11 protein-coding genes and 1 pseudogene are annotated in these 13,445 nt (G+C 69.3%); 9 read left to right on the top strand and 3 right to left on the bottom strand.

What is annotated here, in order from left to right:
* Positions 1-386: 386 nt before the first annotated feature.
* The 6 genes and pseudogenes from ACIBCM_RS11615 to ACIBCM_RS11640 form a co-directional block, all read left to right on the top strand.
* Positions 387-1,670 (top strand): extracellular solute-binding protein, encoded by a 1,284-nt coding sequence (locus ACIBCM_RS11615; RefSeq protein WP_399241838.1) that lies wholly within the window; start codon positions 387-389, stop codon positions 1,668-1,670.
* A gap of 84 nt (positions 1,671-1,754) precedes the next feature.
* The gene (locus tag ACIBCM_RS11620; RefSeq protein ID WP_399241839.1) at positions 1,755-2,735 is read left to right on the top strand and encodes a carbohydrate ABC transporter permease; all 981 of its coding nucleotides are present in this window, start codon (positions 1,755-1,757) and stop codon (positions 2,733-2,735) included.
* Entirely contained in the window at positions 2,732-3,562 is an 831-nt protein-coding gene (locus ACIBCM_RS11625) for a carbohydrate ABC transporter permease (protein ID WP_399241840.1), read from the top strand. The genes ACIBCM_RS11620 and ACIBCM_RS11625 overlap by 4 nt, the downstream gene beginning before the upstream one ends.
* A 5-nt stretch (positions 3,563-3,567) precedes the next feature.
* Positions 3,568-5,211 carry a glycoside hydrolase family 3 protein gene (locus tag ACIBCM_RS11630; protein ID WP_399241841.1) on the top strand — a complete coding sequence of 548 codons (1,644 nt, stop codon included), beginning with the start codon at positions 3,568-3,570 and terminating at the stop codon, positions 5,209-5,211.
* 93 nt (positions 5,212-5,304) lie between these two features.
* On the top strand, positions 5,305-6,375 hold the full coding sequence (locus ACIBCM_RS11635; protein WP_399241842.1) for an SIS domain-containing protein: 1,071 nt from the start codon (positions 5,305-5,307) through the stop codon (positions 6,373-6,375).
* 243 nt (positions 6,376-6,618) lie between these two features.
* A pseudogene (locus ACIBCM_RS11640) lies at positions 6,619-6,828 on the top strand (GNAT family N-acetyltransferase); the annotation flags it as partial.
* Positions 6,829-6,924: 96 nt separating this feature from the next.
* Here the strand turns inward: ACIBCM_RS11640 and ACIBCM_RS11645 are convergent.
* Entirely contained in the window at positions 6,925-7,683 is a 759-nt protein-coding gene (locus ACIBCM_RS11645) for an SDR family oxidoreductase (RefSeq protein WP_399241843.1), read from the bottom strand.
* 91 nt (positions 7,684-7,774) lie between these two features.
* On the opposite strand from ACIBCM_RS11645, the gene ACIBCM_RS11650 reads away from it, so the two are divergent.
* Both ACIBCM_RS11650 and ACIBCM_RS11655 read left to right on the top strand, forming a co-directional pair.
* Positions 7,775-8,368: a TetR/AcrR family transcriptional regulator gene (locus ACIBCM_RS11650; RefSeq protein WP_399241844.1), complete on the top strand. Its 594-nt coding sequence runs from the start codon at positions 7,775-7,777 to the stop codon at positions 8,366-8,368.
* An 895-nt stretch (positions 8,369-9,263) separates the two neighbouring features.
* A complete protein-coding gene (locus ACIBCM_RS11655) occupies positions 9,264-10,736 on the top strand; it encodes a sensor histidine kinase (RefSeq protein ID WP_399242101.1) in 1,473 nt (490 codons plus the stop codon).
* A 174-nt stretch (positions 10,737-10,910) separates the two neighbouring features.
* Here the strand turns inward: ACIBCM_RS11655 and ACIBCM_RS11660 are convergent, their stop codons facing one another.
* Positions 10,911-11,168, bottom strand: a complete 258-nt coding sequence (locus ACIBCM_RS11660) for a WhiB family transcriptional regulator (protein ID WP_003953983.1) — start codon at positions 11,166-11,168, stop codon at positions 10,911-10,913.
* 318 nt (positions 11,169-11,486) lie between these two features.
* Complete coding sequence (locus tag ACIBCM_RS11665) at positions 11,487-12,455, bottom strand: diacylglycerol/lipid kinase family protein (RefSeq protein ID WP_399241845.1); 969 nt, start codon at positions 12,453-12,455, stop codon at positions 11,487-11,489.
* Between the two features lie 540 nt (positions 12,456-12,995).
* On the opposite strand from ACIBCM_RS11665, the gene ACIBCM_RS11670 reads away from it, so the two are divergent.
* On the top strand, positions 12,996-13,412 hold the full coding sequence (locus ACIBCM_RS11670; protein WP_399241846.1) for a hypothetical protein: 417 nt from the start codon (positions 12,996-12,998) through the stop codon (positions 13,410-13,412).
* Positions 13,413-13,445 lie beyond the last annotated feature (33 nt).

A 13,445-nucleotide genomic window follows, 5' to 3' on the forward strand; every position in this document is an offset into this window, starting at 1 on the left:
CTAGCGGCTCATATCGTGGCACGGGCCGGTCCGGGGGAGTGCGAGCGCTCCCCACGGGGTTCTTCCAGTCGGACGCCACTGCTTCTTATACACCGTTGGTACTAGGGTTGGTCTAGTCCAGGAGTCGGCATTCCTCCTGGCGGCGCCTTGTTGCACGTCAAGTGGTCCTTCGGCGGGAGTGGATTCGGCTCGTCCGGATCCTGCCCAGATGTCGGTCCGATAACGGACTGGACAGCCGGGTTTATCGAGCCTTGACAGTCCTAAAGGTCTAGGCCAAGCTCCCGGTACTGGTCTAAACCATTAAAGGCCAGGTCCCAGCCCCAGGCAGTACTTCACGTATGGCTTCGTGGTGGGCGGGGGTGGCAGGCATCCCTTAGGAGGGTGGCGTGAAGCGCAAGCTCATCGCGGCGATCGGTGTCGCGGGCATGCTGGTCAGCATTGCGGCGTGTGGCTCGGACGACAAGGACAAGGACACGGGGGGCGAGTCCAAGGGGCCCGGCAGCTACAAAGGTCAGACCCTGACGTTCTGGGCGATGGACGGCTCCACGCCGGACGCCTGGCTGGCGGAGCTGACGGCCGAATTCGAGAAGCAGACCGGCGCCAAGCTGAAGTACGAGAAGCAGGCGTGGAACGGCATCCAGCAGAAGCTGACGACCGCCCTCTCCGAGGCGAACCCGCCGGACGTCTTCGAGATCGGCAACACCCAGACCCCCGCGTACGCCAAGACCGGTGGTCTCGCGGAGCTGGCCGACGTGAAGAAGGACATCGGCGCCGACTGGGCCGCGAACCTGAGCGAGGCCTCGGTCTTCGACGGCAAGCAGTACGCCGTGCCGTGGTACTTCACCAACCGTGTGGTCGTCTACAACAAGTCGATCTTCAAGGAGGCGGGCATCACCGCCCCGCCGAAGACCCGGGACGAGTTCTTCGCCGCCCTCGACAAGATCAAGGCCAAGGGCAAGGAACCGATCTACATGCCCGGCCAGAACTGGTACCACTTCGTGGGCCTGGTCATCGGCCAGGGCGGCGAGCTGGTGAAGAAGGACGGGGACAAGTGGGTCTCCAACCTCGCCGACCCCAAGGTCCAGGCCGCCGCCGAGGTGTACAAGAAGTTCCAGTCCTACTCCAAGGCCCCCAAGGACAAGGACGAGGCCACCCCGCAGCAGGCCGACATCTTCGCCCAGGGCAAGACCGGAGCCTTCGTCGGTGTGGGCTGGGAGCCGGCGACGGCGATCAAGGCCAACCCCGCCATCGAGAAGGAGATCGGCTACTTCACCTTCCCGGGTGAGACGGCCGACAAGCCGGAGGGCGTCTTCCTCGGCGGCTCCAACCTCGCCGTCGCGGAGGGGAGCAAGAACAAGGACCTCGCCAAGGAGTTCCTGAAGCTCGCCCTCTCCGACAAGTACGAGGGCCAGCTCTCCAAGCTCAGCGGCGTCATCCCGAACAAGGAGTCGCTGAACACCAACCTGGCCGGGAACCCCTTCTCCGAAGCCGCCATGCCGGCCTCGAAGGTCGGTGGCACCACCCCGCTCATCGCCGAGTGGGCAGCTGTCGAGAACGCACCGAACCCGATCAAGACGTACCTCACCGCGGTCATGAACGGCAAGACGCCGGCCGACGCCGCCAAGCAGGTCGAGGGCGAGTTCAACAAGCGCCTGGCCCAGAAGCAGTAATCGGGTGTGCGGCCGGGGCGGGCCGAGAGGTCCCGCCCCGGCCGCCGACTGCGTTTCCCCAGCGCCTAGGAAGAGATGGCGAGCATGACCGTGCAGACCGAACGGCCGCCTTCCGGCCCGACGGAGGTACACCTCCCCCCCACGAAGGGCAAGGGCCGGCATTCAGCGTCCCGTAAAGCGGGCGCCCTCGCGCCCTATCTGCTGTTGCTTCCCGCTGTTGCCGCCACCCTGATCTTCCTGGGCTGGCCACTGGTCAACAACGGGATCTTGTCGTTCCAGAACCTCAATATGAGACAGCTGATCCAGCATCTCACCGAGTGGAACGGAATCGACAACTACAAGGATGTCCTCGGCGGTTCCGAGTTCTGGCGGGTCACCGGCCGCTCCATCCTGTTCACCGCGGCCAATGTCGTGGCGATCATGGTCTTCGGCACCCTGATAGGGCTGCTTCTCGCCCGGCTCGGCAAGAAGATGCGCGTCACCCTGCTGATCGCGCTCGTCCTCGCCTGGGCCATGCCGGTCGTCGCCGCCACCACGGTCTACCAGTGGCTGTTCGCCCAGCGGTTCGGCGTCGTGAACTGGGTCCTCGCCCAGATCGGCTTCGAGTCGATGGCCGACTACAACTGGATGGGCACCCAGTTCTCCACGTTCTTCGTGGTCTGGGTCCTGATCGTCTGGGGGTCGATCCCCTTCGTCGCGCTGAACCTGTACGCGGCGACCACGACGATCCCCAAGGAGCTGTACGAGGCCGCCGCGCTCGACGGCGCCGGAGCATGGCGCAGCTTCACCTCGGTCACCATGCCCTTCCTGCGGCCGTTCCTCTTCGCGACGACGTTCCTGGAGATCATCTGGGTCTTCAAGGCGTTTGTCCAGGTCTTCACCATCAACGGGGGCGGTCCCGACCGCCTCACGGAGATCCTGCCGGTGTACGCCTACATCGAGGGCATCGGCAACCAGCACTACGGCATGGGCTCCGCCATCGCCATGCTGACCATCCTGGTCATGCTCCTCCTGACCGCGTACTACCTCAGGATCGTTCTCAAGCAAGAGGAGGACGAGCGATGAAGCGTTCCCTGCTCGGCCGCATCTGGCCCAACGCGATGGGCATCCTGCTCTCCATCGCCTTTGTGTTCCCCGTGTACTGGATGTTCGCCACGGCCTTCAAGAAGACCACGGACATCGTCGCGGAGACCCCGGTCTGGTTCCCCACGAACCCGACGATGCAGCACTTCAAGACGGCGGTCGACGCGGACAACTTCTGGACCTTCGTCCGCAACTCCTTCACCGTCACCATCCTCGCGGTGGTCTTCTCACTGATCATCGCGCTGGCGGCGTCCTTCGCCCTCGCCCGTATGCGGTTCAAGGGACGGCGCGGCTTCATCATCGGCTTCATGATGGCCCAGATGGCGCCCTGGGAAGTCATGGTCATCGCGATCTACTTCATCGTGCGTGACGCCGACATGCTCAACAGCCTGGTGCCGCTGACCCTCTTCTACATGGTCATGATCCTCCCGTTCACCCTGCTGACGCTGCGCGGCTTCGTCGCCGCGGTGCCGAAGGAACTGGAGGAGTCGGCCATGGTCGACGGCTGCACCCGTCGGCAGGCGTTCGTCAAGGTGATCCTGCCGCTCCTCGCGCCGGGACTCATGGCCACCTCGATGTTCGGCTTCATCACCGCCTGGAACGAGCTTCCGATGGTGCTGGTGCTGAACAAGGAGGTGGAGTACCAGACTCTTCCGCTCTGGCTCTCCGGCTTCCAGACCACGTTCGGCAACGACTGGGGCGCCACGATGGCCGCGTCCACTCTCTTCGCCATCCCGATCCTGATCCTCTTCGTGTTCCTGCAGCGCAAGGCGGTCAGTGGTCTCACGGACGGCGCGGTGAAGGGGTAATCGCAGTGACTTCTCTGACCAGTGGCCTCCGCGCCACCGACCAGCTGGGCCGGGACGCGCTCACCGTCCTCCAGCCGGGTTTCCCGGGCACCACGGCGCCGGAGTGGCTGCTCCGGCTCATCGGCGAGGGCCTGTCCGGCGTCGGACTCTTCGGCCGCAACATCGCCACGCCCGGACAGCTGACCGCGCTCACCGCGCAGCTGAGGGCCGAGCGCGACGACATCCTCGTCGCCATCGACGAGGAGAGCGGGGACGTCACCCGGCTCGAAGTCCGCGACGGATCCTCGTTCCCCGGCAACTACGCGCTCGGGGTCGTCGACGACACCGACCTCACCCGCGAGGTCGCCCGTGAACTCGGCCGCAGGCTCGCCGCCTGCGGAGTCGACTTCAACTGGGCGCCGTCCGCGGACGTCAACTCCAACCCGGACAACCCGGTGATCGGCGTACGGTCCTTCGGCGCCGACTCCGCCCTCGCCGCCCGGCACACGGTCGCGTACGTCGAGGGGCTCCAGTCCTCCGGCGTCGCCGCCTGCGTCAAGCACTTCCCCGGCCACGGGGACACCAATGTCGACTCCCACCACGCGATGCCCCGTATCGACGCGGACCTCGACACCCTGCACGCCCGTGAGCTGCCGCCGTTCCGCGAGGCCATCGCGGCCGGCAGCAAGGCCGTGATGAGCGCGCACATCCTGCTTCCCGCGCTCGACTCCGAGCGCCCCGCGACCCTGAGCCCGCAGATCCTCACCGGACTGCTCCGCGAGGAACTCGGCTTCGGGGGCCTCATCGTCACCGACGGCATGGAGATGCAGGCCATCTCCTCCGTGTACGGCATCGAGCGCGGCTCCGTCCTCGCGATCGCCGCGGGCGCCGACGCGATCTGTGTCGGCGGCGGGCTGTGCGACGAGGACACCGTGCTGCGGCTGCGTGACGCGCTGGTCCAGGCGGTACGCGACGGCGATCTGCCCGAGGAGCGGCTCGCGGACGCGGCGGCGCGGGTACGGGACCTCGCCGACTGGACCCGGACCGCCCGGGGGGCTCTCGCGGAGCCGGGTGCTCAGTCGCAGGAGGGGACCGCGCACGGCACCGGACACACCGCCGGCACCGGACACGTCTCCGGGGCGGGCCGTGACGGGCTGCGGGTCGACCTCGACCGGGCCGACCTCGCCGACATCGGGCTGGTGGCGGCGCGGCGCGCGATCCGGGTGACCCGGGGCGAGGGGCCCTTCGAGCCCGTCACCAGCGCTCCGTACGTCGCCGCGTTCGCGCCCGAGGCCAATATCGCCGTCGGCGACGAGACGCCCTGGGGTGTCGCGCCCGCCCTCGCCGAGATGCTGCCCGGCACCACCACCGGCACCTACACCGACTCCGGCTCCGGCGAACCGGGGGAGAACGAGGCGCTGGTGGGGAACGTGCTGGGCAAGGCGGGGGACCGTAGGATCGTCGCAGTAGTACGCGATGTCCACCGCCACCCCTGGATGGCGGCCGCCCTGGACGCGCTGATCGCGGCCCGGCCGGACACGGTCGTCGTCGAGATGGGTGTCAACCGGGCCGAGCCGAGGGGCGCGCTGCACATCGCGACCCATGGCGCCGCCCGCGTGTGCGGACGGGCCGCCGCGGAGGTCATCACCGGAAAGGACGCCGGGGCCTGACCGACGCGGACAGTGCTGTGCCGGGGCGCGTCCCCGTGGTCCCCAGGGCCGCGCGCCGCCCCGGCACATGGAATGCCATTGGAGGCAGCCGGCATGTCCGCCACGCATTCGGCCGAACAGAGCGAGCGCCCGGGCCGGATCATGTCCGGCGAAATGGCAGAGCAGCCCGAGGTACTGCGGCGCATCCTGGACCAGGGTGCGCCGCGTATCCGTTCCGTGGCGGAGGCGATCGCGGCCCGCGGTCCGCGCTTCGTCCTGCTGACCGCGCGGGGCACCTCCGACAACGCCGCGCTGTACGCGAAGTATCTGCTGGAGATCCGGCTGGGGCTGCCGTGCGGGCTCACCTCCATGTCCACGACCACGGCGTACGGGGCGACGCCCGATCTGCGGGACGTCCTCGTGGTGACGGTCAGCCAGTCGGGCGGCTCGCCCGACCTGGTGGCGTCCACCCGGGCGGCGCGGGAGGCCGGGGCGGTCACCCTCGCGGTGACCAACAACCCCGACTCGCCGCTGGCGGCCGTCTCCGAGTTCCATATCGACGTCCTCGCCGGGCCGGAGAAGGCGCTGCCCGCGACCAAGACGTACACCGCGTCGCTGCTGGCCCTCTACCTTCTCGTCGAGGGGCTGGGGGGCGGGGACGGCTCACCGGCACAGGTCCTGCCCGATCTGGCGGCGCGGATCCTCGGCCGCAGGGACGAGGTACGGCAGCTGGCGTCGCGCTACCGGTTCGCCGAGCGCATGGTGATCACCTCCCGGGGATACGGGTATCCCACGGCGAAGGAGGCGGCGCTCAAGCTCATGGAGACGAGCTACATCCCCGCGCTGTCGTACTCCGGGGCGGATCTGCTGCACGGGCCGCTGGCCATGGTCGACAACATCTCGCCCGTCATCGCGGTCGTCACCGACGGCAAGGGCGGCGAGGCGCTGCGGCCCGTCCTGGACCGGCTGCGGGGGCGCGGCGCCGACCTGGTCGTCATCGGCCCCGCGGCGCAGGTGGCGGGGGCGTCGGCGGGCTTCGTCCTCCCCACGGAGGGCGTGCCCGAGGAACTCCAGCCGATCCTGGAGATCCTGCCGCTGCAACTGCTCGCCTACGAGGTCACCATCGCCCGCGGCCAGGACCCGGACGCGCCCCGCGCCCTGGCGAAGATCACGGAGACACGATAGGGGGGTACGGGGCCCTTGGCCGCGGGGGCTTGTGGCGTGTGGCGTGCCCTCCACCACGGGGCGCGGGCTCCTGGGGTGCCCCGGCCGCGGGGTGCGGGTGCCGGTCACCGGGGGCGACGTCTCCGGCGGGCCGGGCCCCTTGGTGTGATCGTTCCCCCGGGTGTGCGGGTGCTTGCGGGGGCGCTGCCCCCGTGCCCCCGCGCCTCAATCGCCGGCGAGGCTGGTATTGCGTGCGCCCGTTGCCCCCAGCTCATGCCCCAGTACTTGGCTGTCCTGCCCGAGGCCCGAGGTCAGGACCTGGGGCGCGTTCTGTGGCGGGCGGCCATGCACTGGGGCCAGTCCCACGGTGCCGCCTACCAACTCCTCCAGACCGAGGTCGGCGGCCCCTCCGATCGGCTCTGTCAAGCCGAAGGGCTCACCTTCCTCGGCTTCAGCCACACCACGCGGGCGTAGCGATCCGGACCCGAGGTGGCGCCCCGCGCCCACACGGTCGGCCGGAGCGGCCCGGTGCCCTGTTCAGGTCGGCCCGGCAGGGTGGCGGGCACGGCCCTAGGGAAGAGACCCGCCCGTCGCGTCCAGCCACGCTCCCGTGACCCAGCGGCCGTCCTCCGATGCCAGGAAGGAGACGACGTCCGCGATGTCGTCGGGGCGTCCGACCCGGCCCAGGGCGGCGTGCGACGCGGCCTGCCGCCATGCCTCGTCACTCGCCCTCAGCCAGGTCGCGTTCATATCGGTGTCGACGATGCCGGGGGCGACGACGTTGACGGTGATGCCCCTCGGACCCAGGAGCTTGGCGAGGTCGCGGGTGAACACATCGAGCGCGCCCTTGGTCATGGCGTAGGCGATCAGCTCGGGCATGACGGCGGCCCGTGCGAGCCCGGACGAGATGTTGATGATCCGGCCGCCGTCGCGGACGCGCCCGAGACCCTCCCGTACCAGGAAGAACGGCGCTTTCACATTGACGGCGAAGAGCTGGTCGTACTCCACCTCGGAAACGCTCGTGAAGGGCTGGGCCGTACCGATGCCGGCGTTGTTGACGAGTATGTCGACGCCCGCGCCCCCGGTGAGCCGGTCATACTGGTCCCAGAGAGCGTTCGCGTCCCCCGGGACGCCGAGCTCCTGGCCGATCGCGAACGCGCTGCCGCCCGCCGCCGCGATCGTGGTGACCGTCTCCTTCGCGGCGGTCTCGTTCGTGCCGTAGTGGACGGCGACGCGGGCTCCGTCCCGGCCCAGCCGTTCCGCGATGCCTCGGCCGATGCCACGGCCGCCCCCGGTGACCAGGGCCGTCTTCCCCTCAAGCTTGCGCATCCCGCGCCCAGCCTTTCTTCAGCGATCGATACAGATTTACGGATGGGGGGGACCTTAGCAGATTCTCTAGTGGGCGCTATAGAATGTCTCGATGGCAACGAAACCACGCGGCCGCCCCCGGTCCTTCGACCGGGACGCCGCTCTCGCGAAGGCGACGACGGCGTTCTGGGAACGCGGTTACGAGGCGACGTCCATCGCCGACCTGACGAAGGCGATGGGCATCGGGCCGCCCAGTCTGTACGCCGCCTTCGGCGACAAGAGAGCGCTCTTCGCCGAGGTCGTCGAGGTGTACGCGGCCGGGCGCTCGACACGGCTGGACGATGCCCCGACCGCACGCGAGGCCCTCGCGCGTCTGCTGCGCGAGCTGGCCGCGGACTACACCGACCCCGGACATCCGCCGGGCTGTCTGGTGATCAGCGCGGCGCTCAACTGCGCCGATCCGGCGGTTGAGGCCGCGTTGCGGGACCGCCGCAACGCGAACATCGCGGCGTTCGAGAGCCGTGTACGGGCGGACATCGCCGCCGGACTGCTGCCGCCGGACACCGACGCGGGCGCCCTGGCGCGATTCGTGGGCGCCGTTGTCCAGGGCATGTCGCTCCAGGCTCGCGACGGCGCCACCCGCGAGGAACTGGAGGCCGTCGCCCAAACCGCCATGACCGCCTGGCCCACCCCGAAGAGCGGGTAACCCCGGCCGGTCCGCCCTTCACGGGGCGTATCCCCAGCCCGTCCGCCGTTCACGGGACAGTTGGGTGCAACCCCGGCTCGTCCTCCCTTCGCAGGACAGGTGGGCGTCATTTCAGCCCGTCCGGCGTTTGAGGACGGTGGTCGCGGTGGTGATCGTTCGCGGGACAGGAAAGGGTATGCCCAGTTCGTCCGCTGCTCGCGGGGCAAGGGTACGCAATTCCAGCCCGTCCGACGTTTGAGGACACCGGCCCCAGTGGTGACCGTTCACGGGACAGGAGAAGGGATGCCCAGCCCGCCCGCCGTTCACAGGACAGGCGGCGTATCTCCAGCCCGTCCGGCGTTTGAGGACAGCCATCGCGGTGGAGGCCCTTCGCGGGGGCAGGAGGGGTATGCCCGGTTCGCCTGCTGCTCGCGGGACAGGTGGGCGTCATTTCAGCCCGCCCGGCGTTTGAGGACACCGGCCCCGGTGGTGACCGTCCGCGGGGCAGGAAGGGGTACCCCCAGCCCGCCCGCCGACAGCCGTCACGGTGGTGACCGGGCCACAGAACAACCGCCCCCGCCCCACCCCCCCCAGAAAATACCCGCGGGCCGCGGCGCCTGACGGGACCCTCAACCCGTCCGGCACCGCAGCCCGGAGTGCTCCGGCCGGCAGGTGTGCGGGCCCGCGCGGCCGTGGGGGAGGTCGCGACGCAGTCAGGGCAGAGAGCGCCGGTTCCTCGTTCCACCCACCTGTGCGGGGAGGGTGGAAGCTCTTGACTCCTTTATTGTGGACTAGACCATTCACCGATGTCCATGCATCTGCGGACCCCAGTTTGAACTCTCATTTTTCACCACGAGCCTCATCCGCACCAGACTTCACCACCAGAACCACGGGTACGCTCGCAGATGTGCCCTCCATGAACGACCTCGTCCACCAGCACACCGCCCTCAGCGACTCCGATCTGGAGTGGCTCCATCTGCTGGTGTCGGAGTGGCAGCTGCTCTCCGATCTCTCCTTCGCCGATCTGGTCCTGTGGGTCCCCACCCGCGACGGCACCCGCTATGTCTCCGTCGCCCAGATGCGGCCCAACACGGGCCCGACGTCCTACCAGGACGACATGGTCGGTCATCTGGTGCCCCGGGGCCGGCGCCCCCTGCTCGACGCCGCGCTCGACGAGGGGCGGATCGTACGCGAGGGCGACCCGGAGTGGCGCGAGGAGGTGCCCGTACGCGTCGAATCCATCCCGGTGCGCCGTGAGGGCCGGGTTCTCGGGGTCATCGCCCGCAACACCAATCTGCTGACCGTGCGTACCCCTTCCCGGCTTGAGCTGACCTATCTCCAGTCCGCGTCCGACCTCGCGCAGATGATCGCCGCCGGCGCCTTCCCCTTCCCGGGGCAGCAGGTCGACATGGACGCCTCCCCGCGCGTGGGCGACGGACTGATCCGGCTCGACGCGGAGGGGAGCGTGCAGTACGCGAGCCCCAACGCCCTCTCCGCGTACCACCGGCTCGGTCTCGCGTCCGATCTCGTCGGGCACCACCTCGGCCAGGTCACCGCCGAACTCGCCCCCTCCCGCGGCCCCGTGGACGAGGCCATGGTCAAGCTGGCCAGCGGCTACGCGCCCCGGGAGACCGAGGTCGAGGGCAACGGCGGGGTCATCCAGCTGCGCGCCATCCCGCTCAAACCCAAGGGCACCCGGATCGGCTCCCTCGTACTCCTGCGGGACGTGACCGAACTCCGCCGCCGCGAGCGCGAACTGATCACCAAGGACGCCACCATCCGGGAGATCCACCACCGGGTGAAGAACAACCTCCAGACGGTCGCCGCGCTGCTGCGGCTCCAGGCACGCCGGATGGACTCCGTACGCGGCCGGGAGGCGCTCAACGAGGCCGTACGGCGGGTGGGTTCCATTGCGATCGTGCACGAGACGCTCTCACAGAACCTCGACGAGCGGGTGGAGTTCGACGAGATCGCCGACCGGGTCATCGCGATGGTGGCGGAGATCTCACCCGGCAAGGTCGAATGCCGTCGCACCGGCCGCTTCGGCATCCTCGACGCCGAGGTCGCCACCCCCCTCGCGATGGTGCTGACCGAGGTGCTCCAGAACGCCCTGGAACACGCCTTCCCGCCCGGTGAGCGCGGCTCGGTGGAGGTCTCGGCCGTCCGTGGGGACCAGCGCGAGCAGAGCCGGCTGCTGATCACCGTCCAGGACGACGGCAGGGGACTGCCCGAGGGCTTCGACGCCAAACGCACGGGCAATCTGGGCCTCCAGATCGTACGGACGCTGGTGGAGGGGGAGTTGGGCGGGACCTTCGACATGGTCCCGGTTCCGGCGCCGGGCCGTGGCACCCGTGTCGTACTCGACATCCCGGTACGCGCCCAGAAATAGCCCGGCCCCGGCCGGCCGCTGAGTGGGCCGCGCACAGCAGCGAGCCCCGGGACGTATGAGCTACGTTCCGGGGCTCGAATGCTGTGGGTTTTCTGCTGCGCGCTGCGGCTCGTGGCGGTGAGTGCGTACTCGCTGTACGCGCCGCCGGATGCCTCGGGCTCGTCGCGGTGGCGATCAGGCGCTGGCGTTACGCGCCCGGTTGCGAGCGGCGCGGCGCTTCATCGCGCGGCGCTCGTCCTCGCTGAGGCCACCCCAGACGCCGGAGTCCTGGCCGGACTCGAGCGCCCACTGCAGGCACTGCTCCATGACGGGGCAGCGACGGCAGACGGCCTTGGCTTCCTCGATCTGCAGCAGCGCAGGACCGGTGTTGCCGATGGGGAAGAAGAGCTCGGGGTCTTCCTCGCGGCAAACGGCGTTGTGACGCCAGTCCATGGCTGCTACCTCTCCTTGATATTACGTGCGGTTGCTTGTGAATGTGAACGCTTTCACGAATCCCCCCACAAGGGAAGGGCCGACAGCCAAGCATGCTGGCGTGGTCCTGGGTTCGAGGAGGGGTTCCGGCGGTCTGTGGAGGCCGTGTTCTGCGGGCCGTCCCGATCGCCATGAAGAGACTCGCAAACCTCGGCGACGGATACAACCCCTTCTGGAAACTTTTTTTTGATTCCTCGGTGTCGACTAGGTCACAGCCGTACTTCCATGGGGTGGATGGCAGTCCGTACGTTCGAGATAAAGGTCTTTCGACCCTTCTACTCACACAATCACACGCAGTGCACGGTGTACGCCTGTGAACGTCACGCTCGTGCGCAGTCCGAGGTGGTCACCATCCATCTGAAAGGGGAGTGGGACCTTTGAATTCAAGGTGAAGTCCGTCATGTCATGGAGCGTGACCGCGTGCTTGCCGTGAGGGCCGCGTTCCGGGCTCGACCGGAGCAGCTGGGTGGCATAGCGGGTCACCGCGGCCGTCGACAGCCGGGAGAGTCCGAGCACATCGAGACCGGTGTCGAAGGACGCCTTCGGTGAGACGTAGATCGGGCGATTGCCCAGGTAGGTCCAGGGTGAGGTGTTCGCCACTATCGACACCACGAGATCGGCGACCGGGTCCGCGCCCGGGCGCTCCAGGGTGATCGTGCCGCGCCGACGGTGGGGATAGTCCAGGAACTGGCGGACCACCTGGCGTACATAAAGAGGATGCGTCGAACGCTTTCCGAGTTCCCGCTGCTGTTCGACCCGGCCGATCACACTCGCGTCGAAGCCGTATCCCGCGCAGAAAGTGAACCAGCGCCCCGGAACTCCCTCGTCCGCCGTTCCTCCGGTGCCGGAGGCGAATCCCAGTCCCACCGTCCGTTCGCTGCGCTGACTCAGCGCGTCCAGAATCGCGCCGGTCGCCTCCACGGCGTCATTCGGCAGTCCGAGCGCACGGGCGAAGACATTGGTCGAGCCGCCGGGAACGACGGCGAGACGGGGCAGACGGGCGGGGTCGGGACCGTTGTGGAGCAGTCCGTTGACGACCTCGTTGACGGTTCCGTCGCCTCCGAGGGCGACGACCAGGTCTATGTTCTCGCTCTCGGCGGCCCGCCGCGCGAGATCGCGGCCATGGCCCCGGTACTCCGTGGTCACGGCCTCCAGCTTCATCTCACTGGCGAGCGCGTGGATGAGTACGTCGCGGGTGCGAGCACTGGTGGTGGTTGCTGCCGGGTTGACCACGAGGAGTGCGCGCATGAGGTGCAGCGTACCCAGTTCCGGCACCCGCCCCACCCTCAGGGTGTACGGCCCCGGTCCGTTCGCCGGGGGCCGTCGGCCGTGCGTCCCCGGGGCCTCGGGGGCCGGTGTCCGGGCCCTCTCCGCCGGTTGGGGAGCCGTCGTACGCCCCATGCCCAACAAGCCCTGATACGGCCCCGGCAGCCCCTGCGGCACCTTCTGTGCGGGCACCTCGCCCGTCCCGCGTTCCGGTTCCGGCCCTTCTGCCCAACCGGGGGCGCGGTCCGGCTTCCCGTGCCGGTCCGGCCTGCGCGCCCACATCCCGGGGCGGGGTCCGCCTCCGCGCCCGGACGGTGTTCCGGTACGCCTCCGTGACCGGTCCCGGGTTCCGGTCCGGGCACCCGTTGCCGTATCCGGGCCGACGGCGCTGCCTGTCCGGATACGGTCGCCGGTTCCGCCTGTCCACGCGCGGACTCGGGTGCCACCGGGAGCTGTGCCCCGGATGCCGGACCGCGGGACCGGGACCGCCGGCCCAGGCGGCCCGGCGGCTACCCTGCTGGGGTGAGTACTGACCAGACCCCCCGCCCTGCCCGCCTGGCCGCCGCGGCGGCGGTGTCCGGCCTGGAGGGCCTGGCACTGGTCGCCTACGGCGTCTGGATGCTGATGATGGGCCTGCTGGGCAGCCCGGACAGCCCGTCGCAGGCGGAGATGGGCGGAGTGACCCTCATCGCCCTCGGCGCACTCCCGCTGGCCGCCGCGCGCGGTCTGCTCCGCCGTCGCAGCTGGAGCCGGGGCCCCGCCCTCATCACCCATCTGATCGCCCTGATCCCGGCCTGGACGCTGCTGCGTTCGTCCGGCGCGCTGATTCCGCTCGGGATCGTCGTGGCGGTGGTCGCCGTGACGGGCCTGGTGCTCCTGGTCAACCCGACGACCACCGAGGCCCTCGGCATCCGCGGCGCCGGCCCCCGCGACGCGTAACCCCCGGCGGCGCTCGGCCCTCCGTGACGCGTA

It is taken from the genome of Streptomyces sp. NPDC051018 (genome assembly GCF_044456085.1).
Lineage (GTDB): Bacteria > Actinomycetota > Actinomycetes > Streptomycetales > Streptomycetaceae > Streptomyces.

What these genes read in the sequence shown, in the direction of transcription:
- ACIBCM_RS11650 (WP_399241844.1), top strand. Translation starts at nt 7,775, where the DNA reads ATGGCAACGAAACCACGCGGCCGCCCCCGGTCCTTCGACCGGGACGCC.
- ACIBCM_RS11660 (WP_003953983.1), bottom strand. Translation starts at nt 11,168, where the DNA reads ATGGACTGGCGTCACAACGCCGTTTGCCGCGAGGAAGACCCCGAGCTC.
- ACIBCM_RS11655 (WP_399242101.1), top strand. Translation starts at nt 9,264, where the DNA reads ATGAACGACCTCGTCCACCAGCACACCGCCCTCAGCGACTCCGATCTG.
- ACIBCM_RS11625 (WP_399241840.1), top strand. Translation starts at nt 2,732, where the DNA reads ATGAAGCGTTCCCTGCTCGGCCGCATCTGGCCCAACGCGATGGGCATC.
- ACIBCM_RS11620 (WP_399241839.1), top strand. Translation starts at nt 1,755, where the DNA reads ATGACCGTGCAGACCGAACGGCCGCCTTCCGGCCCGACGGAGGTACAC.
- ACIBCM_RS11635 (WP_399241842.1), top strand. Translation starts at nt 5,305, where the DNA reads ATGTCCGCCACGCATTCGGCCGAACAGAGCGAGCGCCCGGGCCGGATC.
- ACIBCM_RS11645 (WP_399241843.1), bottom strand. Translation starts at nt 7,683, where the DNA reads ATGCGCAAGCTTGAGGGGAAGACGGCCCTGGTCACCGGGGGCGGCCGT.
- ACIBCM_RS11665 (WP_399241845.1), bottom strand. Translation starts at nt 12,455, where the DNA reads ATGCGCGCACTCCTCGTGGTCAACCCGGCAGCAACCACCACCAGTGCT.